The following is a 25,048-nucleotide window of genomic DNA, read 5'->3' as shown; positions in this document are numbered from 1 at the left end:
TTTCCAATAAAGTTATATCCATCACATTAAGGTTCCAACATAGGCGCCAAGTAAGCAATCAGGAAATACAAGAATCCAAAAAGCAGCATAACATAGGCAGTGTATTTAATAGCATTAGATGCAACAATTCTTGAATCTACCGGTGGTTGAATTTCTAGCTGTTCTTCTTCGATGCTGTCAACTTCTTTGGATACTGGGTCTCTCAACATGATAATCCCCTCCTTGGAAATTCAATCCTTAATTGTATTGTGACATATTTGTGAACGGAAATCAACAATAGTGTGAACAAATATTGAACATTTATTCAAATTTGGGCATTTCACCACCTGAAATGTTATTGTTAAAACAAAAACAACCCGCTTACTCTCTAATTAGAGAGCTAAGCGGGTTGTTTGAAGTTGGTTCTATCTAGGATCTAACGGGTGTTGTTTAAGCCTTAAGCCCAATCCCCATTACGGAAGATAGGTACTGTTGTTCCATCATCGTTAATTCCGTCAATATTCATTTCAGGAGAGCCCATCATAAAGTCAACATGGGTATGGCTTTGATTCATTCCTTTTTCCAACAGCTGTTCCTTAGTCATCGTAATTCCTTCTTGAATTGTGAAGGCATAAGCTGCACCTAAAGCCAAATGACAGGAGGCATTCTCATCATACAACGTAGTGTAATAAAGAATACCGCTCTCAGAAATCGGAGAGTGGAAAGGTACCAAAGCAACTTCGCCAAGATAGGAAGAGCCTTCATCCAGCGCGATTAGTGATGCCAAAGTTTCAGCGCCTTCTTCAGCAGTAAAATCAATCACTTTACCGTTCTCAAAGGTCAGCGTGAAGTTATTGATTAGATTGCCGCCGTAGCTAAGTGGCTTAGTGCTGCTCACTTTACCATTAATACCAGACTTCAAAGGGGCAGTAAACACTTCTTCCGTAGGAATATTGGCTAAGAAAGGGACGCCCTTACCGTTCACAGCTCCTGCCTGACACCAGATGTGTCCTTCTGGCAACTCAATAGTTAAATCTGTACCAGGTGCTGTATAGTGCAGCTTGCGAAACTTACTTTCATTCAAGGAAGCGCAACGAGTTTTGAGTCCATCTAAATGGCGGCTCCATGCTTCAATAGGATCGTCCTGATCCGCACGTGTGGCTTTAAAGATGGCATCCCATAACAGTTCAACCTGCTGCTCGGATGGAGCGTCAGGGAACACTTTTGCAGCCCAAGAGGCTGATGGGAAGGCAAGACCGCTCCAGCTCGCATGATTTCCCATTAAGTACTCACGATATGGCGCTAGGGTCTGCCCAGAGATACGCTGATTATCGGCAATTCTTCCAGGTTCAACGCCTTTTAAAAGATCCGGGTCAGCAGAGATAATGGTTAGAAATGCCGCTCCCTTTTTAGCAAGATCCTCTAATTCATCGGCTTGCCACTGCGGCGGCTCCAGGAAGGAATCGGATGGAGCAAGATCATATCGTGTACGTAATACAACTTCATCACTATAATTCACCTTTACAAGTCTCGCGCCGGCTTCATAGGCTTTACGAACCACAAGTCGCACAAGCTCTGCGGATACAATATCTGCATTCACAACGAGTGTCTGACCCGGTTGAATATTAACGCCAATCTTCACGGCCAGCAATGCGTAATTCTCCAGCTTTTGCTTGAAATCCAACATAGTTTCTATTCCTCCCAATATCCTGTATCTCTTGTGTGCTTAAATTAGAACGCCCAGTTTCCATTCAGGAAGACAGGTTCTTCAGTTCCATCAGCAGTTATCCCGTAAATGTTCATCTCAGCTGACCCGATCATGAAATCCACATGGGTTACACTATTGTTGAGGCCATGCTCAATTAACTGCTCTGGATTCATGTCTTTACCGCCTTCTAAACAGAAGGCATAAGCCATACCTATAGCAAGGTGATTAGAAGCATTTTCGTCAAACAATGTGTTGTAATAAAGAATGTTGGATTCAGAAATAGGGGATTTATGAGGAACCAAGGCAACTTCCCCTAAGTATTTCGCTCCTTCATCCATACTAATGAGGTGCTCTAGCGCTTCTTGACCTTGCTCAGCAGTAACACTTACAATACGGCCGTTCTCAAAGCTAATAGAGAAGCCATCGATGATGTTGCCGCCATGACTAAGTGGCTTTGTGCTTCTTACAGTGCCATTAACACCAGTTTTTAGTGGTGCAGTGAAGACTTCTTCGGTAGGCATATTGGCTACAAAAGAATGACCTTTTGCATTAATGCTGTCTCCTTGTGCCCAGATATGGCCTTCAGGAAGCTCGATGCTAAGGTCAGTGCCAGGTGCTATGTAATGCAGCTTTTTATATTTTTTTGCATTGAGTACATTTGCTTTTTGTTCTAAGGTGTCGAGATGCTCCTGCCATGCAGCTACTGGATCTTCACGGTCAAGACGCACGGTGTGGAAAATGGCTTCCCAGAGTTTATCTACACGTTCTTCGGCTGGAACCTCAGGGAACACTTTATCCGCCCAAGCTTGACAAGGAACAGCTACAATACTCCAGCTAACTTTGTCGGACATTTGCATTTCACGATATTTGGTGAGGGCAGCTCCACGTACTTTTTGAAAATTGGAGATACGTACTGGATCAATACCTTTAAGTGCATCAGGATCTTCAGCGATCACGTTAAGGATAGCCGCACCTTTTTCGGCGAATTCAGTCATTTCACCTGCGTACCAAGTAGGAGGCTGAGTGAATACCTCTGGCGCAGCGTGTTCAAACTGTTGGCGTGTAATGCTCGCATCACTCCAGTTCACCTTAACTAAACTTGCTCCGATGGCATATGCCTTAGCGGTAATTAGACGTACGAAATCAGCGGCAAGAATCGGTGCATTCACCACTAGAATTTGCCCGGGTTGAACATTAACACCTATTTGTACAGCTAAATCTGCATATTTACTAAGCTTAGCCTGAAAATCAGTCATTGTAATTTCCTCCATTTACTAATAGTTTAGTACTTTACAAGCATTGTACTAAATTATTAACCGCCGGATGAAAAAAGTCAATTACGTGGAATTTACAGAGCAAAGAGAAGGAATTACAATCATTTCAATGATATACTGAAAGGGTAGCTGATTTGATGATAGGAAGGAAGATAAGTGGATGAATTTAGAGATCGTAAGTGCTGAAATGAGCCGTAAAGAAGATAAAAGTTATGTAGGGAGGACTGTATTCACTCTCGAAAATCATAAGGCTCCATATGAAATTACTTTCTTCAGTACAAGAGGAACGGAATGGGATTACAGTCTAAGCTTTGCGGGTGAGCCTGGGAGCGAGGAACAGTTCTTAGAAACGGATGCATTGCTGGAGAATGACGATGATGTGTACAATCAGTTGCTGGATGCGGCACTTGATCAACAAGAAATCGTGGAAGAATAATACTATTATTGATATGACGCCAGCGGCATTATCTGGTAGCCGCTGGCCATATCATGACTATCCAATCGTTATCTTACCTTCTGGGTAACGATACAGTTCTTTACTACCTTTTGGTTTCAAAGCATAAGCAAGTGTAAGTGGTCCGGTCCGGCCCATAAACATCAGGATAATCACTAGAACCTTTCCTGCCGTAGTCAGTTCCGGAGTAAGGCCCATAGATAAGCCTGAGGTTCCAAAAGCAGATACAGCTTCAAAAAGTACAGTTAGAAATTCAGCGCTCTCGGTCAAGGATAATAACATCGTAGCGATGACAAGCAGCATGAGAGACATTAATGTGATGGTAAGGGCTCTATATACATTTTCTTTAGCGATCCGGTGGCGAAACATTACAATATCTTCTTTCCCCCGTAATCGTGCAGCTACCGCAGTAACCAGTACGGCGAATGTAGTGATCTTAATTCCTCCACCCGTCGACCCAGGTGCAGCTCCGATAAACATCAATAGAATCATCAGAAATTGTGTGGATTGCCGTAAAAGTGGAACTTCAATGGTGGTGACACCACCAGATCGCGGAGTTACCGCTTGTAAAAAGGTCGCCCAAAACTTTCCGCTTGCACTCAAGGGCTTCAGCGTAGAATTATACTCCAGTAAGAAAAACAGCCCCGCACCAATAATAATCAATATAAGAGAAGTCCAAAGAACAACCTTTGAATGAAGAGTGAGTCTTCTGCGTTTAGGAAAGTCCATAAGATCAGACAGAACGATAAAACCAATCCCTCCAAGAAATATGAGGCTCATTGAGGTGAAGTTAACAATGGGATCATTTACAAAACGAGTAAGTCCGCTAAAGGGTCCATGAATATCACCGAAGAGATCAAAGCCTGCATTATTAAAGATAGATATACTATGAAAAATCCCATAATATGCTGCTTTCCCAAAGGGCATATCCATCATAAACCTTCCAGCAAACAACACGGCACCCGACAGCTGAATAACAAGAGAATAGATCAGGACTCTACGGATTAAGAGTACAATTCCCTGCATCGAATTTTGGTTCATAGATTCTTGCAAAAGGATTCGCTCTTTCAAGGATATCCGTTTATTAAGGACCAAGGTAATCAAAGTAGCCATCGTTACAAAGCCTAATCCTCCGATTTGAAATAAAATGAGTAGAACAACTTGTCCGAAGGTAGTTAGCTGAGTTCCCGTATCAATGACTGCAAGACCTGTAACACATGTGGCTGAAGTCGCCATAAACAAGGCATCGATAAAGGATATTTGTCCGGATGTTGAGGAGACCGGGAGACTAAGCAGAAAAGTCCCGGCAGTGATAAGGATTAAGAATCCTAGTGATAAAACTTTGGGCGGGGTCATTTTAAAACCACCGAAGTTCAGGTTAGCCAATGTAATTCTCCTGACGTACGTGATATTGGAGTAATGCTCACAGAATTATAACACAACTTACCAGCCCTTCCCTAAATGGAGGGAGGTAATTGACATATTTTATCGAATTATTCTAGAATAACACCCTATCCGTCAACTTTAAAGAGGAGGCTTTCTTAATGATGATAAGTCCGATTCTGAATCAGATTGGTGCTGTTTTTATTCCGGTAAAGGATATTGAGAAATCTAAACAATGGTATTGCCAATTGCTTGGACTGCCACTAGATGGAGAGGTATTATTCGGCCATTTATATGTAGTCCCTATGCAGGGACCGGGCATCGTTTTGGACAGTAAGATTTACACCGCTGAATCTGTTCTAAACATCCCTTCGTTTCATCTAAACACCGAGGACATTGATGCTGCTTATGATTATGTAAAGGCCAACGGAGGAGAGATTCTGACGGATATCGAACATGATCATTGGTTTAATTTTAAAGATCCCGATGGAAATGTGATTATGGTCTGTCGTTGTTAAGCGTTATATAGAAGGGAGTAGACGAATGATAAGAGAAGCTGTGCCCAAAGACGCTATCAATATTGAAGAACTATACCGGATTTTGCTACCTGAGCATCCAGCTATTCATGTATCCCCTGAGCGACTGAAGCAGATAGCAGATCATCCGGATAGTTTTCTTTATGTGTACGAAGAACAAGGAATAATTGTCGGGTCGTTACATCTTCATTTTTGTATGGATGCTTTGTGTGACGATAGGCCCTTTGCTGTTATAGAAAGAGTTATTGTGGCTGAAAAAGTACGAGGAAAAGGGTATGGCGCAATGCTAATGAGACATGCCGAGAATGTAGCAATCTTCAAGGGAGCCCTTAAGATTATGTTATCAAGTGCTGCAAAGAGAGAAGAAGCGCATCGTTTTTACGAGCATCTAGGTTATGATGGCAGCTCCAGCAAGTTGTTCAAGAAGTATTTATAGTTATTTACGATTGGAAGTGATGATATGATGGTCACACTTAGAGAGCTGGTGCCGGAGGATGCAGGTGAATTGCTTCGACTTCAGCATCAGTTAGACCAGGAGTCCAAATTTATGTTATTGGAACCGGATGAAAGACAAGCTAGTCTTTGTCAGGTCAAAGAAATGCTCGAAAGCTTTCTGGCAGGGAAAACTTCAATTCTTATAGGGGCAGAGGTTGACAATCATTTGGCAGGTTACTTGTCTGTTAGAGGTGGAAGTGTTAGACGCAATAGACATAGCGCGTACATAGTGATTGGGATTCAGAAACAATATCAGGGGAATGGGATTGGAGCTGGCCTGTTCCGTGAGATGGACATCTGGGCTATGAACAATGGGATTGTTCGTCTTGAGTTATCCGTCATGACCCATAATCAAGCTGCTTTGGCGCTATATATCAAGAACGGGTTTGAAATCGAAGGGACGAAGCGGAAATCTCTTATTATCGATGGTGAGTGGGTGGACGAATATTATATGAGCAAAATTCTCCCAAAAGAAAAAAGGATAGAGGATCAGATTTAATCTGATGACTCTATCCTTTTTTTTATGAATAAAGGTTATGATTTCGTAATTTATGATGATTCAGTGTTGCTTGATTGTTCGATAACAACTTCAACCTTGCGGACACGGTATCTGTTCATCTCGCGGATGGTCAATGTTACATGGTCACGAACAATACTTTTGCCAATGGCTGGATCTGTAATATGACTATATACCCAACCTCCAACTGTAGTCACTTCTTCATCTTCGAAATCAAGCCCTGTAAGTTCCTTGACCTCTAACAGAGATACTTTACCATCGAACAGATAGTTAGTATCGCTTATTTTTTCGACTTCTCTGCGTTCATCACCGTCAAACTCGTCACGGATTTCACCAACGATTTCTTCCAAAATATCTTCAATCGTGATGAGACCGGATGTTCCACCATATTCATCAAGCAGCAAGGCAATATGCACACGTTCCAACTGCATACGAGTTAGAAGATTCTTGACTGGTGTAACCTCAGATACTGTCAGGACGGGTTGAATCAAACTTTGGAAATCAAAATCAGGATTGTTATCATACTGCAAATAGAGCTGTTTTGTATTGATCATCCCGATAATATTATCCTTGCTGCCTTGTGCCACAGGGAAACGAGTATATTGCTCCTTGCGGATAATTTCGAAATTTTCTTTCAACGAATGATTGGTAAAAAGACATACCATATCGGTTCGCGGAACCATGATTTCTTTGGCGAGCATCTCATCAAAAGTAAAGATTCGGTTAACATAGCCATATTCGGCTTTATTGATTTTCCCGCTTTCGTAACTCTCGGACAAGATCAAACGAATCTCATCTTCACTATGCGCGTCTCCATGCTCACTAGCTGGTTTCATCCCGAAAAGACGAACAAGCATATTAGCGGAACCGTTCATGAACCAAATGAGAGGGTACAAAATTCTGTAGAACCAAATAATCAGCGGTGAAGTAATTTGACCGATTTTTTCCGGAATGTTTATAGCTGCCGTCTTCGGAGCAAGTTCTCCGACAACAACGTGTAAGAATGTTGCAATGATGAATGCGAGTAAAAACGCAAGAGGGTGACTCACACTAGAACTGATATTGGCCCAGTCGAAAATCGGAAGCAATAACTGTTCGAATGCAGGTTCTGCCAGTGCACCAATACCCAGCGCAGTGATTGTAATCCCGAGCTGACAAGCGGATAAATAGCCATCGAGATTAGCGGATACCTTCTGTACTGCTAAGGCATTCTTCTTTCCGTCAAGCACCATTTGACTGATCTGGCTACCTCTAAGTCTCACCAATGCAAATTCTGTTGCTACAAAAAAAGCGGTTAAAATAATCAAAATAACCACCAACGTCAAACTAAGTCCTATACCCATATAATCTTTACCATCCCTTTCGTTCCTAAAATAGGTTATACTCATTATTATGAGTTCTTATGAACTATTCTACGAACTTTTCAGTAAAATATCAAATGGTGGAGGGAAACAGATATGGAATCATTTGCATTGACTCGTGTGGAGATGTCCAGTCTACTGCTCTCATTGACCGGATTGTCAGACCGGAAACCGCTGAATATCCTCCAAGAGGCATGGGCAAAGTTTCACCGTGAAGAATTACAAAAGGGGACTTCGTTACCCGCTTTTTTATCAACCAATGTTCCACCCATATTACAAAAGATCATTAAAGGCGGCCATGTAAAAGGCTTTTCACTTGGTGAAATTGCTTCATTGGGCCATCTTATAGAGTATTCCACATTGACCGTCACAGCTATGCAAAATTGGGTCAAGCGCGACTTCAAGGAATATCTCGGTTCGCCTAAAGAAGGAAAGAAATATTCGGTTAATCAGGCGGCGCTTTTGTTTATTATTGATGATCTCAAATCAGCCCTTAACTTTGAAAGTATTCGCCAATTGTTCCAGCTAATGTTCCTAAAGCCGGATCGCGATGATGATGATCTAATTGAACCGGCCAAGCTGTATTACGCATATGCAGGGCTTTTTGAGGAGATCAAAAGCAATCCATCGATTCAGACGCAATGTAAAGTAGATCAAGTGTTGCACAAGGAGTTCTCTTGGAAAGAAGATACCTCGTTAAAAAGCTCTATAGATCGTGTAATTAACCGGCTGACACATTTGTCGAGAGCGCAGAGAGAATCCGTTCGTAATATGCTGCTTATCGCCACAATTTCTGTGCAGACCTGTTATTTTCAATCGCTGGCTAGGCAATACTTTAATGCTGCTTTATTTCTTGATTTTTGAGCACTTCAATTTTAAAATGTATAAGTGAAACAATCAAAAGTAAGTTTTATTAGTTAGCAGGTTGAAATAAGGGGGCTTCGAAGTGAATCAAATGACACTGCTGCGGAATCCGAAACAAAGGAAATTACTCTTCAGCGCTGGCTTGAGCTGGATGTTCGATGCGATGGACGTCGGAATGATTTCTTTTGTTGTAGCAGCTTTAGCTAAGGATTGGAATCTGGGACCGGAGCAGATCGGTATATTGACTAGTATTAATTCCGTCGGTATGGCAGTAGGTGCTGCAGCGGCAGGAATATTAGCAGACCGCTTTGGTCGTAAACCGGTATTGCTGTGGACACTCCTTATTTTCTCGGCGGCAAGCGGATTATCTGCATTTGCAACAGGCTTTGCGATCCTCTGTGTGCTTCGTTTTATTGCTGGGTTTGGCCTTGGCGGAGAGCTGCCTGTCGCTTCTACCTTGGTCTCAGAGAGCATGCCTGCTCAGGAGAGAGGCCGTGCGGTTGTGCTTTTGGAGAGCTTTTGGGCAGTCGGTTGGATTGCATCTGCATTAATCGCGTTCTTCATTATCCCTGATTATGGCTGGCGTATAGCTTTCGGAATTGGGGCTGTACCTGCACTCTACGCTTTATATCTAAGACGGGCGATTGATGATTCACCGAAATTTGCTGAGATTAAAAAGGCACCCGTTTCCTTAAAGAAACGAATCGCTACCGTATGGTCGCCAGAATATCGCCGTTCTACAATTATGTTGTGGATTTTATGGTTTACGGTGGTGTTCTCGTATTATGGCATGTTTCTATGGCTGCCTACAGTTATGGTACTTAAAGGCTTCAGCTTGGTCAAAAGCTTCGAGTATGTGCTTATTATGACGCTCGCTCAGCTGCCTGGGTATTTTACTGCCGCTTACTTTATTGAAAAGTTCGGACGTAAATTTGTCCTAGTCATCTATATGCTGTTCACTGCGGTTAGCGCTGCATGGTTCGGAAATGCGACTACTGAAGGTATGCTGATGGCTGCCGGAATTTGTTTATCCTTCTTCAATCTTGGCGCTTGGGGTGGCATGTACGCTTATACGCCAGAGCTGTACCCAACGGCTATTCGTTCCACAGGTGCTGGTTTAGCAACGTCCTTTGGCCGGATTGGGGGCATTATCGCACCTTTGCTGGTAGGGGTTCTAGTAGGTAAATCTATGGCGATTGGCTCGATCTTTATGTTATTTTTTGTAACAATTATTATCGGTGCATTAGCGGTATTGTTCCTTGGCAAAGAAACAAAGGGTACCGAGCTTCTCTAAAGTGTGATTCTGCATTACATACTTGATGTTAATCTATCAACAGTGCTAAAATATCAAGAAGAAACGATGTTGTCGTCCTGTATGGACGACCACTACTATTACGTAAGAACAAAACGGTTCCTTCACAGTTGTGAACAGGACCGTTTTTTTACATTAATCCTTAGTTATAAGGACGGAGCGATCGCACATGAGTAATGATAGGAAGCAGCCGCATTTCACAGAATTAGTCTGGGAAAGTACGGAACAAAATGTACCGATTCCGCCGCGAAATTCCCCTGAACCTGCGCTGCCTAAGTCATCTTCTAAGAATAATGGCAAAACAAATTCCACCCCTGAACCTTCATTACAGCTGCAGCTTTGGGATACAGAGATGGAAACGCCGGAGCCTGTGACTACCACCGAAGGGCAGTTCGTAACAAGAGCGAAGGAATTGGTTGATAAAACTGAGGATTCAGCGCTATTTGTTCCTTTTAAGAGTTACTGGCCTACATATGGCCATATGACAGGCACGCAAAGCAGATGGTATTTTTATTGGCGGAATGAAGTTAGACAAGGCAGATATCTGAAAACAGATCTTTCTTATATTTTTCTGCATGTATATGAGCTTATTAATGGCGTGGGGTGGACTGATCCTTATGATGGCTATAGGCAGCTAAATCAGATGTGGGAAGCTTACCGGGAAAGTTATAAACGCTTGGATCAATATCTTGGCGGCTGGATCGCGGACTTCTCTTTTGTACATCACTTGGATGTCCCGCTTTCTATCATTGTGGCTCGTTCACGTGGTCTTGCAGGAGATCTGGCGGAACTTGAATTAATGAGAGGCTTGACCGCAGCGCCTGAGCAACTAACCTTTGCAGTATTAACGGCAATGTCGGACTATGATATTAGTAAATCCAAGTTCTACATCGGAGAAGGCAAAGAAGCTCTTGAACAATACATTCCGCAGGTCGTGGCGTTAATCAATGCTTATGTCACCCGAAAACACGGCTCCAATCTAGTTGAAATGTTTCCACCTGGACCAGCGGTGATGCGGGAGCGTTATTTATTCCGAAGTGCCGTATATGACATTTCATTATATGGCTATTCTGTTCTTATACCGGTTGTACGTATTAGTAAATCTCCACCACTTCGCAGTCTGATTACCAGGCTATTTCGTCTGACTGAGAATAAACTACGGGAACTGATGGGCTACCGCGGACGACTTAAAGGTGTTAATGTGGATGCCGATATGGACGATTTGATCACTCGTTTTCTAAAGCGTGAGTACCTTAAAGAGACGCAGGAAGACAAGGGGCCGGCAGTCGTCATAGATCCGGAGAAGCTAGAACGCCTGCAAAGTGATTCTGAAATTGTACGGACGATGCTTACGGTTGAGAATATGGACGAGCAGGAAGATTACGAGGATAGCGAGATCGATGTAACTATCGATGAAATCGGTCCAATAAAAGACAGCAAGGAAGAATTGTTGCCTGTAGATGTGATGGAAGAAGCTCAAGTGGTTAACATAGGGTCGGAGGCAGAACAGTTTGCCAATGCTTTAAGTCCACTACAACGGGAAGCACTGTTTGCTCTTTTGGATGAGGATGGAAGTCAATCTATGCTGAAGCTGGCTGCTGCCAATGGCACGATGTCAGAGCTTTTAATTGATGAGATTAATGAAATCGCAATGGATATTCTCGGTGATCTGATCATTGAGGGTGAAGATATTGTTGAGGAATATATCTCTATGCTGCGCAATATTTAATGAGGTGAACTTTGGATGAGTGAATTAAAAATACCTAAACGAATGACAACTGCGCTAGTCAATTCGTTGACGGCTGGTGTTGTTCCGCGTATCGGACTAGAGCATATAGCCGTTGGCCGCCGGCCGGAGATTGAAGCCATATTAAGAGATATGGAGAACATTGCAGAGGGTGGGGCAGCTTTTAAGCTGATTACAGGCAAATTCGGCAGCGGCAAAAGCTTTCTGCTTCAGATGATCCGTAATTACGCGATGGATCGTGATTTTGTAGTAGCAGATGCTGACCTCTCCCCTGAGCGCAGATTAGTGGGAACCAAAGGACAAGGCCTAGCGACTTACCGGGAGTTAATGAGCCATTTATCGACCCGCACACGTCCAGATGGTGGAGCGTTGGAGATCATCCTGCAGAAATGGATTATTACGCTACAGCAGTCCGTGATGCAGGAGAAGGAATATGGACCTGATCACCCTCAGCTTGGTGAAGAAGTAGAGAAGCGAATTTACGCTGTAGCCTCTGAAATGCGTGGTTTGGTGCATGGTTTTGATTTTGCCAAAGTACTCGCCTCTTATTGGAATGCACACAAGCTGGCTGATGATGACCAGAAACAGGATTCGCTTCGCTGGTTGCGTGGAGAATTTGCAACTCGGACAGAAGCCCGCAAAGCGCTTGGAGTTGGCGTGATTATTGATGATGATAATTGGTATGACTATATGAAGCTTTGGGCGGAATTTACCGCGGCTATTGGCTATAAAGGTCTGCTGCTGTTTATTGATGAAGGTGTCAATCTCTATAAAATTACGAACAGTATTTCCCGCCAGAGCAACTATGAAAAGCTGCTTACCATGTTCAATGATACGATGCAGGGGAAGGCAGAGAACCTTGGGATTTTTATAGGGGGAACACCGCAATTTGTGGAAGATGGACGGCGCGGATTATTTAGTTATGAGGCACTGCGATCGAGATTGGTTGCAGGCCGGTACGGGGCGGCGGGTCTGAACAATTATACTGGACCTATCATTGCACTGGACATGTTATCACACGAGGAAATTCTGGTACTGCTGCAAAAGCTTAAAGGGATTCACGCCCTACATTATGGTTATGAAGCGCGTTTATCACAGGAACAATTGGTTCATTTTATGGAGGAAGCGGTTGGAAGATTAGGGGCTGAGGAACTCTTGACTCCACGGGAGGTAGTTCGTGATTTCATGGATCTGCTGCATACGCTCCACCAGCATCCGGAGATTACTTTTGAACAGCTAGTGGGCGAAAAAACAGCTAAGCCAGCTGAGACCGAGCAAAATGAACTGGATGGGTTCTTAGCGGAGTTTGAATTATGAGTGATAATCCGTTCTATAGGCTGGCACCCTTCATTAAAGAGTTTATTTATAAGAACCGCTGGGAGACTTTGCGTGAGGCACAGGTGGATGCCTGCCGTGTGCTTTTTGATACCCCGCATCATCTGCTGATTGCCTCAGGTACCGCTTCAGGTAAGACAGAGGCAGCTTTTTTCCCTGCGCTTACTGAGCTGTATGAACGTCCTTCCGGTTCGGTTGGCATTTTGTATATCGCCCCTTTGAAAGCTTTGATCAACGATCAATTTACACGTTTGAATGATTTGCTTCGCGAAGGCAACATTCCGGTGTGGCACTGGCATGGAGATGTACCACAAGCTGATAAAACAAAACTGGTGCAGAATCCTTCAGGCGTGCTGCAAATCACCCCTGAATCGCTTGAAGGATTGTTGATGAACCGCCCGAATGCTATTCCAGCGTTGTTCCATGATCTACGTTTTATTGTCATTGACGAGGTGCATGCCTTTATGGGAGCTGACCGGGGGATCCAGGTGTTAAGCCAGCTGGCGAGAATTTCACGAATGGCGGGATGCCATCCTCGCAGAATCGGTCTATCTGCTACGCTGAGCGACTACGCTTCTGTCACGGAGTGGCTAGCGGCAGGCACACGGGAGAGCGTTGAAGTGTCCGCTCCACAAGGCGGGCGTAAGCTCAGGTTAAGTGTGGAGCATTTCTCTTTCCCGGATGCACGGGATGAGGTGCAGGCGGAGCATTTAGAACGTGCGAAGCAGTCTTATTACGATTTTATTTATGATCATACGCATCTGAAGAAGGCGTTGATCTTCACCAACAGCCGCTCAGATGCGGAGACGGCGACCCTAGAGATGCGGAGAACGGCCGCGAAGCGTGGTGAACGGGATGTGTTTCACGTTCACCACGGCAGCATCTCCGCGATGCTGCGTGAAGAGACGGAAGCCGCGCTGCGGCAAGGCACCGGACCGGCTGTTGCCGCAGCGACGTTGACGCTGGAGCTGGGCATTGATCTGGGCGAGCTGGAGCGAGTGCTACAGGTCGGCGCTCCCTATAGCTGTGCTAGCTTTGTGCAGCGGTTAGGCCGCTCGGGCAGGCGTGGAGACGCTGCATCCGAGATGATCTTTGTCACGCCCGAGGAAGAGGACGAGGAAGCTCAGCTTCCGGCGCGGATGCCGTGGACACTGCTTCGAGCGATAGCGGTTATTGAGCTATATGTGCGCGAGAAATGGGTTGAACCCCTGGTCGTGCGTCAGCTGCCAGTTGGACTGCTATACCATCAGACGATGAGCATTTTGAAAAGTATGGGTGAGGCCGAACCGGATGATTTAAAAGAAGCGGTTCTGAGTTTGCCTTCGTTTAAAACCATAGATCCTACTGATTATGATATTTTCATGACCTATATGTTAGGCATGGGACAAATTGAGAAGATGGACGAAGGCAGCTTGATCATCGGGATGGCGGGAGAGAAGATCGTGAATAACTTCCGCTTCTACGCGGTCTTCAAAGATGATGAAGAGCATGTGGTCTATAACGGAACTGAGGAAATCGGATCGATCACAACGGTTCCACCACCAGGCTACTGTTTTACTCTAGCAGGTAAGCTTTGGAAGGTAGAAGAGGTGGATAATCGCCATAAAGCCGTTTATGTGAAAACCTCACGCGGCAAAGTAGATACGTTGTGGCTTGGTGCGGGTGGGGATGTACATACACGCATCATGAACAAGATCCGTGAAATCTTAGGAGCCACTTCATTGTATCCGTATTTAGCTCCGAGTGCGGCTGCGCGGCTCGAACGAGCTCGTCGTTTAGCGAAGGAAAGCGGAATGCTTGTGCGATCCGTTATGCCGGCGGGTGGAGATTCTATGTTCATTCTGCCCTGGGCGGGCAGTCGACAATTCCGCACGCTGGAGCGCCTTCTGAAGAACAATCTGAAGAGCCCTCTGGGACTGCGTTCTATCGTTCCGATGGAACCTTATTATATGGTTGTTGCGGGTAAAACTGATGCAGAAACGCTGGAAGCAGAGATCATTGCCGAAAGTATGGCTGCCACAGATCCATTATCATTGTTATCACCAGATGAAGCGCCCTACCTCGGAAAATACGATGAGTTCATCCCGCATGAGCTGCTGCGCAAAGCTTTTTCCTTGGATGGATTAGATGTCCCGGGTCTGATTGAAGTTTTAAAGCAGTGGCAGCAACCTAATTAACCTTGAGCAGTAAACACCGAAAATACTCTAAATTGCAGACGCCCGCATAAGCGGGCGTTTTGTTATGTCCGGATCCATGGTGATATATGAACTTTCCTTAAGTTTCAAATGTTGCATAAGAATAGGGTGGAAGGAGAATAGTACTAACAGATTCCTATAGAGGATGATTGCGATGTGGCCTAAAATAGTCTCTTATATTCCGGACTGGACAATTTTTATGCAGGCGGCGATTACGCTGCTCTTTCCCGTAGGGATTTTTTATCTTTACAGGCATTTGTATTTTTATGTTGGAAGCGGACGCTCTAAGGAAACAGAGGCCAAATCACAGGATGCGGAACTGAAGAAGAATGACAATCGGGAAGTAAATCCGCAGCCTCCTGTGTCTACTGCTTTTACTCAGGACTATGATGCCGATCTGACAGCGATAAAAACGGCATTGGGGGAGAACAGTGATGTACATTTTCGTGAATTCTCAGTTAAAGGTATTCAGGCACGTGCCGCATTAGTCTATGTAGAGGGGATGCAGCACGAAGAACTGATCAATCAGCAGGTGCTGCAGAATTTGATGTTTGCCGGCGAAACGCAAGCTTCAGAAGGAATATACAACTACTTGAAACAGAATATGCTCCCGCTAGCTCAGCTCAGTGAAGCCAAGGATTTAGACCAGCTGCAGGAGTTTGTCCTATTCGGATACACTGCGCTGATTGTCGAAGGCATGTGTGAGATGTTGCTGGTGGGTTCTCCGCATGGAGCAGTGCGCTCGATTACTGAGCCGACCTCAGAGGCTTTGCTGCGGGGGCCTCGGATTGGCTTTACCGAGGTGCTCAGTGAGAATACCTCTATGCTGCGGCGCCAAGGGCTTAATAAGAATCTGGAAATGAAAATGGTTGAAGTAGGCAGCGAAATCAAGAAGAACCTGGTTATCGCTTATATGAAAAACATTGTAAATCCTGATCTGCTCCAGGAAGTGAAGGAACGTATCTCCAAAATTGATATGGACTTTATTCTGGAATCCGGCTATGTGGAACAGTTGATCGAGGATGATTATTTAAGCCCGTTTCAGCAGACACAGAATACGGAAAGACCCGATCGGGTAATTGCTTCCTTGTTAGAGGGAAGAGTCGCTATTTTGCTGGATGGCACACCGTTTGCACTCGTTGTTCCAGTGACGTTCAGTATGCTTTTGCAGTCTCCTGAGGATTATTATGAGCGCTGGATTCCGGGTACACTTTTGCGGATACTCCGGTTTTGCGCATCATTTCTGGCTCTGTTGGCTCCGGCGCTGTATATTTCCTTTATCTCCTTTCATCCGGGACTGATTCCTACACAACTGGCGATCTCCATTATCGAAACACGCCAAGGTGTACCCTTTCCTGCATTAATTGAAGTGTTGATTCTGGAAATTTCCATTGAAATCTTGCGTGAAGCTGGAATCCGGCTGCCGAAGCCCATAGGTCCGGCAATGGGGATTGTCGGAGGTCTGATCATTGGAGATGCCGCGGTACAGGCTGGTATTGTGAGTCCGTTTCTGGTAATTGTTGTAGCCGTGACAGCGATCTCTTCGTTTTCCATACCGATGTACAGTGCGGGGATTACTCTCCGGATCTTACGATTCGCAGGCATGTTATTTGCGGCGGTCCTGGGCATGTTCGGAACCATCCTTTTCTTCCTGCTTATTTGCAGTCATCTGACTCGGCTTTCAAGCTTTGGAGTTCCTTACGTCACTCCTATTTCCCCTTTCCGGTTAAGTGACTGGAAGGATTTGTTCGTCCGTGCACCGTTATCAATCATGAAGCGAAGACCGGAGATGCTGAAGACCCAGAAGAAAAAGCGCAGGTCCTAGAGAATGTATTCTTAGCAGGAGCAGAGGGGAGACCACAGTGTTCAAACGAACTGATGACAAGATCACAACCTCGCAGGCTTCCATAATCTTGACCAATTCAATGCTAGGTGCGGGAATTTTGACTTTGCCCAGAAATGTTGTTAAGGCTGTACAGACTCCCGATGCCTGGATTTCAGTAGTGCTGGGAGGTATCACCGTATCTTTGGTGATATTGGTTATGGTGAAGCTTAGCCAGCAATTTCCAGGGAAGACTGTCTTTCAGTATTCTAAAAGAATTGTTGGGAATATTCCAGGCAGTGTAATGAGTACAATATTGATTCTGTACTTTATTGTGATAGCGGGTTTCGAAATCCGCGTTTTGGCGGAAGTAACATTGTTTTTTCTTCTGGAAGGGACACCGATCTGGGCGATTGTGATGCCGTTCATCTGGGTGGGCACTTATTTGGTGTATGGTGGGATTAATTCCATGGCCCGCGTGTTTCAGATTGTATTTCCGATCAGTATTTTTATCCTGATAATTTGTTATATCTTAAGTACCAGAATATTTGATATCCAGCATTTGCGTCCTTTTCTGAGTGAAGGTATGATCCCGGTGATCCGAGGCATGAAGTCGAGCATCCTGATCTTTACCGGTTGTGAGGTTGTGATGACAATGACGGCCTTTATGGAGCATCCACAGCAAGCAGTCAAGGGAATGTTGGTTGGTTTAAGCATACCATTTGTATTATATTTGGTTACTGTTGTAATGGTTATCGGCGGCTTATCTATTAATTCTGTAATCTCCAGCACCTGGCCGACGATAGATTTGGTGCGGAGCTTTGAAATTTCAGGGTTCTTTTTTGAACGATTTGAATTTCCGTTGCTGGTTATCTGGCTGATGCAGATGTTCTGCAATTTTTGCAGCTTTTTCTTTAATGCGTCACTCGGAATCTCCCAGGTGTTTCACCTAAAGATCCATCCGGTTATGTTCGCTTTAATGCCCATCATCTTCATCTGCACGATGATCCCTCAACGCATCAATGATGTCTTCAGTCTTGGTGATGCGATTGGCTATATGGGTGTGCTGATCTTTATATTGCTGCCACTGTTATTGTCGATTGTATTAATCATTAGGAAGAAAGGACTCAAGCAGAATGTTTAGACAGCAGGTTATTCGCTTACTATTGGTATTTATGATTCTGCTTACGCAGTCCGGCTGCTGGAGCAGTAAGGAAATTGAAGACTTGAGTGTTTATACGGGATTGGCGCTTGACAAGGGGGAACCTCAAACAGTCGAAAAGAAATTTGAGGAACTCGGAGGAAGTTACCTTAAGCATAATAAATTGACGGCTACGGTACAAATTGTGCCTGAAAATGTAATTGGAAACTCCGGCAAAGAAGGTGAAACACCCAAAACTCATTTCCATAATATTTCAGAGTCTGGAGATTCCCTGCTTGAAGTATTCCGCCAGATTTCGATCCGCAAGAACCGTCCGATTATAGGCCATCACCTCAAGGTTGTTGTCATATCCGAGAAATTGATACAAGAGGAGAAAATCCGACGGCTAATGGACTTTCTGTTGCGTGATAACGATATTCGCCCTAGCTGCCTCATCTTTCTTAGCCAAGGACGTGCGTCTGATACGCTAAACACGACAGCAGAGGAGGTTCCTTCTTTTCGTCTGGAGGACATGGTCCATAACCACTTCAGGACTAGTAAAGTTATGAAGGGCATAACATTGTCGAATCTAGATGCATTGATGTATTCGAAGCAAAGCTTTGTTTTGCAGAACGTTATTGAGGCAAATGGTGAGGTGGAGTTTTCCGGTGCCGGTATTATCAAGGGAGACACAGGATATTGGATCGGCAATCTGAACCAACAGGATGTGGAGAGTATTGCCTGGATCAAAGGCGATGTTAAAGGCGGGAGCATCAAAACATATGATCAGTCAAACGAAGCAATTACTTATGAGATTAAATCAGTCAAGAGCAAGATTACACTGAAGGAGACTGCTGATGAGAAGTTTTCCTTTCATGTTGCGATTGAGTCTGATGGACGTCTTATTGAGCATTGGGATGATAATGAGCATTCCGCGGAAGTTGCCTATTTCAAAGAATTGGAGAAGATATTCGAGGAGAGATTGACCGAAAAAATTAATGCTCTTATTCACAAAATGCATTCCACCTATAAAGTAGATGTGGCAGGGTTCGGAAATTGGTTCAGCATAGAAAAACCGCAGGTTTGGAAAAAGGTCAAGGATCATTGGGACGAGGAATTTATTCGGATGCCATTAACCTTTGATGTAAAGCTTAAAATCACCGATTTTGGTTCCACGACTGAATGAAGGGTTCACTTGATAAACGTGTTAACTCAAAAAGGATCTCAGCAGCCGATGATGGCTATTGAGATCCTTTTCGTGGTTAGTAAGTAGAAGCTGCAAAAACAAACACAACGACGAATAATATAATAATTGCGTACATCAGCGTGCCCACAATTCCACATACCAGACCTGCAATCGCTAAGCCTTTGCCTTGTTCATAACGATTACGGATTTCCTTCAGCGATAAGGCGGATAGAATAATCGCAATAATTCCTAACAGAAAACCAATATAAGGCACAACAATGGAGAGGATTCCCAAGACAAAACCAGCGATTGATTTGCCATTCGTTGGTGCCGGAGGGGGTGGAGGCTGATAATAGTTCAAATTGTCGTTTGGTGGATAGCTCATTAAAATCACCTCCAATAGAAATTGTTATTGAATGTAGTTAATCCAGTGCTCTAGCTGCACACAAGGGACAAGTCCAATAGATTCAGCTAGACGAATGGACGCTTGATTTCTTTCAAGGACGTGATAGCGTGGAATAAAGCCTCGTTCTAACGTTTCTTGTATGGCTGTGCGAACTACCATTTTCGCGTATCCGTATCTTTGAAATGCTTCTAAAGTATGTACAGCGCCGATTTCCCAAATCTGCTCTTCATTGCGGAACGCTAGGCAGGTACTAACCGGATTGTCGCCCTGAAAGATTGAAACGGAAAACGCTCCTTTTTGGAAATATTCCTCAATTTCTTCCTTATTGTAATGGTTAGCAGCCCAAAGTGGAAGTAGTCTGTCGTCAAATGAATGATTGATTGTTACCTCTTTGTCCTTAACATACCTTAACCCCTCAGTTGTGCTGTAAGAGAAAAACCCCCGAACTTTTTCTAAAGAAAAATGCGCAGACAGTGCCTCTTGGTACTTCACATCCTGCAGTTTAAAAACAAGCTTCGCCTCTGTGGGGAGCAGCGTTAGTAATGCTGGAAATATATCGGGGCAGCTGTAATCCAAAAATACGATGTAATCCGCTTGAGGATATACCCTATGATCATATGCGTATGCTGTGGCTGGAAGAAGTAAAACAACACCCCACTGCTCACCTTGCTCTACTAGATGTGTTTTCATGACTTCGTGGAAGGAGGTTAACATTTTTAACAAGCTAACATTCTTTAAGGGGTTCTTTTGTAGTTTGTTTATGATTTGTTCGTTCTGGTGCACACCCATCCACTCCTAGCTCAGATTTATATATTTTACTATAAATTGTACTTATGCAGATATTTATATTTTTGCTTTTACTAATCATTAATCTATTGAAAAAAGAAGGTTGACAGTGACTGATATAATATATTAGGGAAAATAAAGCTCGCTGTTTGAAGCAGCATACGTGAACGGAGGCACATAATTTCATGACACAATCTATCACAGGCGCTGCTGTTCGTGTAGGAGAAGGTCTATCTAAGCAATTCATCCTAATTCTAGCCATTGCATCAGGACTAAGCGTGGCAAATATGTATTATAATCAGCCGCTCCTAGCTGAGATAGGACGCACCTTTAATGCTTCCTCTAACTCAGTGGGATATGTATCGATGCTTACTCAAATCGGCTACGCGCTGGGAATGTTATTTTTTGTTCCACTAGGTGACATTCGTGAACGCAGAACACTGATATCCGGACTTCTTATTGCTGTATCACTGTCCCTAATTGGTTTCGCTACCGCACAAAACCTCACTTGGATGTATATCGCGAGCTTTGCTATCGGCATAACTACGGTGGTGCCGCAGGTCATCATTCCTCTCTCGGCTGAGTTAGCTTTACCGGAGGAACGGGGGAAGGTTATAGGTACAGTAATGAGTGGATTGTTTTTTGGTATTCTGCTAGCAAGAACAATATCCGGAATTATAGGGGATATGTTCGGCTGGAGGGCGATGTACTGGATTGCCGCAGTAGTCATGTTATTGCTATCCCTTATTCTTTATCGGCTAATCCCGGCAACGAAACCAGACAATAATTCTTCGTACTCCGATCTGCTGAAATCAATGGGGCAACTGATTCTCAGATATTCGACGCTTCGTGAGTCATCTTTAATTGGGGCTTGCATGTTTGGCGGCTTCAGTGTGTTCTGGACTTCTCTAGCTTTCTTTCTGGAAGGAGAACCTTATCACTACAGTAGCTCAATCACAGGATTGTTTGGTCTTATTGGTGTAGCAGGTGCTGCTGGTGCTCCATTTATCGGGAGGTTAGCAGACAGAATTGCTCCCAAAAAGATTGTAGGAATCCTACTGTTAATTACATTGATTGCTTACGGATTTTTTGGTTTAGCCGGATTTACAATCTGGAGTTTGATTGCAGGAGTTATTATTCTGGATCTTGGGGTACAGGGATCACAGGTCAGTAACCAAACACGGATATATGCACTTGAACCAGCGGCTCGAAGTCGTATAAATACTGTTTTTATGGTCAGCACTTTTACAGGTGGAGCGATTGGATCCACGCTGGGAAGTTTTGCATGGCAGCATTGGGGCTGGAGTGGCGTCTGCTTAATGGGGGGAACGCTTGTTGTAGCCGCTCTATGTATATGGATAGTCTATAGAGTGATCGAGAAAGAGGATATACCGGAGATTAGCTAGAAACGTATTATATTACCTTTTATTATACCCGGGAGGTGTTTGATCATCGCTGAGAAGACGAAAGTTATAGAGGTTGTCCCGTATAACCCAGAGTGGAAGGCAGAATTCAATAGATTAAAAGAACAGCTCTTATCTTATGTCGGAGATCTTATTATTTCTATCGAGCATGTGGGCAGTACTTCCATTGAAGGGCTGGCTGCTAAACCTATCATCGACCTAGATCTTGTGATGGAAAGCTACGATGTACTCCCACAAATCATCGAACGTTTACAACAGCGTGGTTATGAACACCAAGGGAACTTGGGAATAGAGGGCAGAGAAGCTTTTCAAAGACTTCAGGATGACGGGTTTATGAAATATCATCTGTATGTTTGCCCTAAGGATGGAAAAGGCTACTTGGAGCATATCGCTTTCAGAGACTATCTGCGATCGAATACAGCAGCGCGTCAAGCGTATGCAGAGGTCAAACAGCGCCTGGCAGAACAACATCGTTATGACATTGATGCTTATTGTGAAGGAAAGACAACGTTTGTTACCTCTATTTTATCTAAAGCCATGAAAGAAACGTAAGAAAGATCAATCATTTGCCCGTTCGAAGATGATTTCGAAATTCACTTGGAGACATGCCGCTCCACTTACGAAACTGCTTGGAGAAGTATAACGCGTCATTGAAACCGACCGAGGAAGAGATCTGGTCGATGGTCAGCGTTCCTCCTAGCAGTTTTTTTGCGTTATCCATACGAACCTTTAATAAATATTGTTTGGGAGACATGCCGATCTTTTGTTTAAAGACTTTAGAGAGATGCGCTCTATGATAGCCTAGAGACGATGCCATATGGTCGATACTGATCTGTTGATGAAACTGCAGAGAAATCCAACGGATCGCTTGATCGATCTGGCGGTCGATAACATCCGGTAATTCTATCGATTGAGAGGAAAGCGAACTTATGTTCGCAACACCGAATTTGTGCACTAGCAGCCGCAGCCAACCCGAAGCTTCTAAGCTCTCCAGTCGAGGATAAGCAGATTGCTGAAAGGATAAACGAATATGTTCATATATTTTATGTATCTCTATTAGGTTATCTAAGTGGATTATTGGCTTGTCCCTTGTAATTCCCACTTCGTGTAGTAGCTGTTCAACCGCTTCCCCTTGTAAGGCCACCCATACATATGTCCACGGACGATCCATGTCTGCCTGATAGCTAAATAACGCACCCGGAAAAATTACAAAGGTATCCCCCTTACTACATCCCTGTGAATTACTGCCACTTTGAAAAACACCTTTACCATCAATTACTGTATGAATGAGATAGTAATCATGAACAGAGGGGCCCATTTTATGGCCAGGAACAGGCTTGCCTTCTCCGCTGAATAATACAGATAGGTCATGATCATCGGGAGCCAGATTAAACCCTGCTGTAAAATGATAATGCTCTGAAGCCATTCACTTAGGACCTCCCCAAGATTGCTTTTATAATACATTTAGAGTATAGGATTGAATATACAAATGCAACAAACGTCCATATTTCTCTTGTATTTCTCCATACTCATTGGGACCGCTCTCATTTATAGTGATTAGTGAAGAGAGCAGACGGTTATGATCTAACATCCTAGTGTTTATAAGGGAATTATAGTTTACTCTACTCCATAAAACTGCGATGTTAACACCGTTCACCTCACCTATAAGGAGGAATATTTCATATGTCTAAAATTACATTTATCGGAGCGGGCAGCACCGTATTCGCCAAAAACGTGTTGGGAGATTGTATGAGAACGCCAGCCCTGCAAGGGTTTGAACTTGCCCTGTATGATATTGATCTGCAACGCCTTAAAGATTCCGAGAATATGCTTAATAATATAAAAGAGAGCAGCGGCAGCACTTGTGTTGTGAAATCCTATACGGATCGTAAAGAAGCTTTGCGTGGAGCTAAATATGTCATTAATGCAATCCAAGTGGGAGGTTACGATCCTTGCACCATCACAGATTTTGAAATTCCGAAGAAATATGGCTTGCGGCAAACGATTGCGGACACAGTTGGCATAGGTGGGATATTCCGTAACCTGCGTACTATTCCAGTGATGCTGGACTTTGCTGCGGATGTACGGGAGGTTTGTCCGGACGCACTCTTTATGAACTATACGAATCCTATGGCAGTTCTGACCAATGTGATGAATACCTATGGCGGTGTAAAGACGGTGGGATTATGTCATAGTGTGCAGCATTGTATTCCGGGCTTGTTCGAGCATCTGGGTATGGATCAGACAGGTGTTCAGGCTAAGATCGCTGGGATTAACCATATGGCTTGGTTATTGGAGGTTACTAAAGACGGCGAGGATTTGTATCCGGAAATTAAACGCCGTGCAGCTGAGAAGCAAAAAGAACATCACGGAGACATGGTCCGTTATGAAATGATGCTTAAATTCGGTTACTACATTACGGAATCTTCGGAACATAACGCAGAGTATCATCCTTATTTTATCAAACGTAATTACCCTGAGCTTATCGAACGGTTTCAAATTCCACTCGACGAGTATCCACGCCGCTGTGTAGATCAAATTGAACGTTGGCAACAAATGCGGGAAGAATTGGTTAATAACAAAGAACTTAAACATGAACGTTCGCATGAATATGCGTCTTATATCATGGAAGCCATCGAAACTAATGTGCCTTTCAAAATAGGTGGCAATGTTATGAACACAGGTCTTATCACCAATTTGCCAAATGAAGCATGTGTAGAGGTCCCTTGTTTAGTAGATAGAAGCGGAGTAACTCCGACCTACGTGGGAGATCTGCCTCCGCAGTGCGCCGCACTAAATCGTACAAACATCAATACACAGCTGTTAACGATCGAAGCGGCCATTACCCATAAGAAAGAGCATATCTATCACGCCGCAATGCTTGATCCACATACAGCAGCTGAATTGTCGATGGATGACATTACAAATATGTGCGACGAGCTGATCACAGCCCATGGAGACTGGCTCCCGGCGTATAAATAAATTAACTAGTTAGGACTAAGGAAGCCTGAGAAATCAGGCTTTTTTTGAATATATTTCTACGAGAAACGATTGTTATCTTTAAAAAAAGACAACGTCGTTTCTTCTTGCTTATCTGTCTAGGACAACTGGGGTATATCGGAA

General features: G+C 44.0%; 23 protein-coding genes. 15 read left to right on the top strand and 8 right to left on the bottom strand.

Going from position 1 to position 25,048, the window contains the following annotated elements:
- Nucleotides 1-26 precede the first annotated feature (26 nt).
- The 3 genes from NYE72_RS16385 to NYE72_RS16375 form a co-directional block, all read right to left on the bottom strand.
- Nucleotides 27-209 (bottom strand): hypothetical protein, encoded by a 183-nt coding sequence (locus NYE72_RS16385; RefSeq protein WP_036676895.1) that lies wholly within the window; start codon nucleotides 207-209, stop codon nucleotides 27-29.
- A 227-nt stretch (nucleotides 210-436) separates the two neighbouring features.
- Nucleotides 437-1,666 (bottom strand): aminopeptidase, encoded by a 1,230-nt coding sequence (locus NYE72_RS16380; protein ID WP_076099098.1) that lies wholly within the window; start codon nucleotides 1,664-1,666, stop codon nucleotides 437-439.
- A 44-nt stretch (nucleotides 1,667-1,710) separates the two neighbouring features.
- On the bottom strand, nucleotides 1,711-2,943 hold the full coding sequence (locus NYE72_RS16375; RefSeq protein WP_038571402.1) for an aminopeptidase: 1,233 nt from the start codon (nucleotides 2,941-2,943) through the stop codon (nucleotides 1,711-1,713).
- 178 nt (nucleotides 2,944-3,121) lie between these two features.
- Between NYE72_RS16375 and NYE72_RS16370 the strand changes: the two genes are divergently transcribed.
- The gene (locus NYE72_RS16370; RefSeq protein WP_038571400.1) at nucleotides 3,122-3,397 is read left to right on the top strand and encodes a hypothetical protein; all 276 of its coding nucleotides are present in this window, start codon (nucleotides 3,122-3,124) and stop codon (nucleotides 3,395-3,397) included.
- A 57-nt stretch (nucleotides 3,398-3,454) separates the two neighbouring features.
- Here NYE72_RS16370 and NYE72_RS16365 read toward each other — a convergent pair whose 3' ends face one another.
- Nucleotides 3,455-4,771, bottom strand: a complete 1,317-nt coding sequence (locus NYE72_RS16365; protein WP_036677378.1) for a TrkH family potassium uptake protein — start codon at nucleotides 4,769-4,771, stop codon at nucleotides 3,455-3,457.
- A gap of 191 nt (nucleotides 4,772-4,962) precedes the next feature.
- Between NYE72_RS16365 and NYE72_RS16360 the strand changes: the two genes are divergently transcribed.
- Genes NYE72_RS16360 through NYE72_RS16350 form a run of 3 tightly spaced genes read left to right on the top strand, consistent with a single transcriptional unit; the run spans nucleotide 4,963 to nucleotide 6,328 of the window.
- Nucleotides 4,963-5,316, top strand: coding sequence for a VOC family protein (locus NYE72_RS16360; protein WP_036677380.1), 354 nt, complete (start codon nucleotides 4,963-4,965; stop codon nucleotides 5,314-5,316).
- A 25-nt stretch (nucleotides 5,317-5,341) separates the two neighbouring features.
- Nucleotides 5,342-5,770, top strand: coding sequence for a GNAT family N-acetyltransferase (locus NYE72_RS16355; RefSeq protein ID WP_076106756.1), 429 nt, complete (start codon nucleotides 5,342-5,344; stop codon nucleotides 5,768-5,770).
- Between the two features lie 24 nt (nucleotides 5,771-5,794).
- Complete coding sequence (locus NYE72_RS16350; protein WP_076296602.1) at nucleotides 5,795-6,328, top strand: GNAT family N-acetyltransferase; 534 nt, start codon at nucleotides 5,795-5,797, stop codon at nucleotides 6,326-6,328.
- A gap of 50 nt (nucleotides 6,329-6,378) precedes the next feature.
- Here NYE72_RS16350 and NYE72_RS16345 read toward each other — a convergent pair whose 3' ends face one another.
- A complete protein-coding gene (locus NYE72_RS16345; protein ID WP_076296603.1) occupies nucleotides 6,379-7,689 on the bottom strand; it encodes a hemolysin family protein in 1,311 nt (436 codons plus the stop codon).
- 114 nt (nucleotides 7,690-7,803) lie between these two features.
- Here NYE72_RS16345 and NYE72_RS16340 point away from each other — a divergent pair, with 114 nt between their 5' ends.
- The 8 genes from NYE72_RS16340 to NYE72_RS16305 all read left to right on the top strand — a co-directional run bounded on the left by NYE72_RS16340 (nucleotide 7,804) and on the right by NYE72_RS16305 (nucleotide 19,309).
- Nucleotides 7,804-8,571 (top strand): DUF1836 domain-containing protein, encoded by a 768-nt coding sequence (locus NYE72_RS16340; protein WP_036676915.1) that lies wholly within the window; start codon nucleotides 7,804-7,806, stop codon nucleotides 8,569-8,571.
- Between the two features lie 82 nt (nucleotides 8,572-8,653).
- The gene (locus NYE72_RS16335) at nucleotides 8,654-9,865 is read left to right on the top strand and encodes an MFS transporter (RefSeq protein ID WP_094900681.1); all 1,212 of its coding nucleotides are present in this window, start codon (nucleotides 8,654-8,656) and stop codon (nucleotides 9,863-9,865) included.
- 187 nt (nucleotides 9,866-10,052) lie between these two features.
- On the top strand, nucleotides 10,053-11,612 hold the full coding sequence (locus NYE72_RS16330) for a TerB N-terminal domain-containing protein (protein ID WP_076296604.1): 1,560 nt from the start codon (nucleotides 10,053-10,055) through the stop codon (nucleotides 11,610-11,612).
- A gap of 15 nt (nucleotides 11,613-11,627) precedes the next feature.
- Nucleotides 11,628-12,947: an ATP-binding protein gene (locus tag NYE72_RS16325; RefSeq protein ID WP_036676916.1), complete on the top strand. Its 1,320-nt coding sequence runs from the start codon at nucleotides 11,628-11,630 to the stop codon at nucleotides 12,945-12,947.
- Nucleotides 12,944-15,142 (top strand): DEAD/DEAH box helicase, encoded by a 2,199-nt coding sequence (locus tag NYE72_RS16320; protein WP_076126645.1) that lies wholly within the window; start codon nucleotides 12,944-12,946, stop codon nucleotides 15,140-15,142. The genes NYE72_RS16325 and NYE72_RS16320 overlap by 4 nt, the downstream gene beginning before the upstream one ends.
- Nucleotides 15,143-15,314: 172 nt before the next feature.
- A complete protein-coding gene (locus NYE72_RS16315) occupies nucleotides 15,315-16,985 on the top strand; it encodes a spore germination protein (RefSeq protein WP_036677387.1) in 1,671 nt (556 codons plus the stop codon).
- A gap of 37 nt (nucleotides 16,986-17,022) precedes the next feature.
- Nucleotides 17,023-18,126, top strand: coding sequence for a GerAB/ArcD/ProY family transporter (locus tag NYE72_RS16310; protein WP_036676920.1), 1,104 nt, complete (start codon nucleotides 17,023-17,025; stop codon nucleotides 18,124-18,126).
- Nucleotides 18,119-19,309 (top strand): Ger(x)C family spore germination protein, encoded by a 1,191-nt coding sequence (locus tag NYE72_RS16305; RefSeq protein ID WP_036676923.1) that lies wholly within the window; start codon nucleotides 18,119-18,121, stop codon nucleotides 19,307-19,309. The genes NYE72_RS16310 and NYE72_RS16305 overlap by 8 nt, the downstream gene beginning before the upstream one ends.
- Nucleotides 19,310-19,385: 76 nt before the next feature.
- Here NYE72_RS16305 and NYE72_RS16300 read toward each other — a convergent pair whose 3' ends face one another.
- Both NYE72_RS16300 and NYE72_RS16295 read right to left on the bottom strand, forming a co-directional pair.
- The gene (locus NYE72_RS16300; RefSeq protein ID WP_036676925.1) at nucleotides 19,386-19,694 is read right to left on the bottom strand and encodes a DUF4190 domain-containing protein; all 309 of its coding nucleotides are present in this window, start codon (nucleotides 19,692-19,694) and stop codon (nucleotides 19,386-19,388) included.
- Nucleotides 19,695-19,718: 24 nt separating this feature from the next.
- The gene (locus tag NYE72_RS16295; RefSeq protein WP_076099099.1) at nucleotides 19,719-20,498 is read right to left on the bottom strand and encodes a GNAT family N-acetyltransferase; all 780 of its coding nucleotides are present in this window, start codon (nucleotides 20,496-20,498) and stop codon (nucleotides 19,719-19,721) included.
- A 188-nt stretch (nucleotides 20,499-20,686) separates the two neighbouring features.
- Here NYE72_RS16295 and NYE72_RS16290 point away from each other — a divergent pair, with 188 nt between their 5' ends.
- Both NYE72_RS16290 and NYE72_RS16285 read left to right on the top strand, forming a co-directional pair.
- The gene (locus tag NYE72_RS16290; protein ID WP_076099100.1) at nucleotides 20,687-21,907 is read left to right on the top strand and encodes an MFS transporter; all 1,221 of its coding nucleotides are present in this window, start codon (nucleotides 20,687-20,689) and stop codon (nucleotides 21,905-21,907) included.
- Nucleotides 21,908-21,946: 39 nt separating this feature from the next.
- On the top strand, nucleotides 21,947-22,477 hold the full coding sequence (locus NYE72_RS16285; protein ID WP_235219390.1) for a GrpB family protein: 531 nt from the start codon (nucleotides 21,947-21,949) through the stop codon (nucleotides 22,475-22,477).
- 10 nt (nucleotides 22,478-22,487) lie between these two features.
- Here NYE72_RS16285 and NYE72_RS16280 read toward each other — a convergent pair whose 3' ends face one another.
- On the bottom strand, nucleotides 22,488-23,351 hold the full coding sequence (locus NYE72_RS16280; protein WP_076099101.1) for an AraC family transcriptional regulator: 864 nt from the start codon (nucleotides 23,349-23,351) through the stop codon (nucleotides 22,488-22,490).
- A 257-nt stretch (nucleotides 23,352-23,608) separates the two neighbouring features.
- Between NYE72_RS16280 and NYE72_RS16275 the strand changes: the two genes are divergently transcribed.
- Nucleotides 23,609-24,907, top strand: coding sequence for an alpha-glucosidase/alpha-galactosidase (locus NYE72_RS16275; RefSeq protein ID WP_036676934.1), 1,299 nt, complete (start codon nucleotides 23,609-23,611; stop codon nucleotides 24,905-24,907).
- Nucleotides 24,908-25,048 lie beyond the last annotated feature (141 nt).

The organism is Paenibacillus sp. FSL L8-0333, assembly GCF_037965665.1.
Lineage (GTDB): Bacteria > Bacillota > Bacilli > Paenibacillales > Paenibacillaceae > Paenibacillus_AQ > Paenibacillus_AQ odorifer.
Note: the sequence above shows the minus strand (reverse complement) of the source record. Positions and strands in the feature narration are given on the sequence as shown.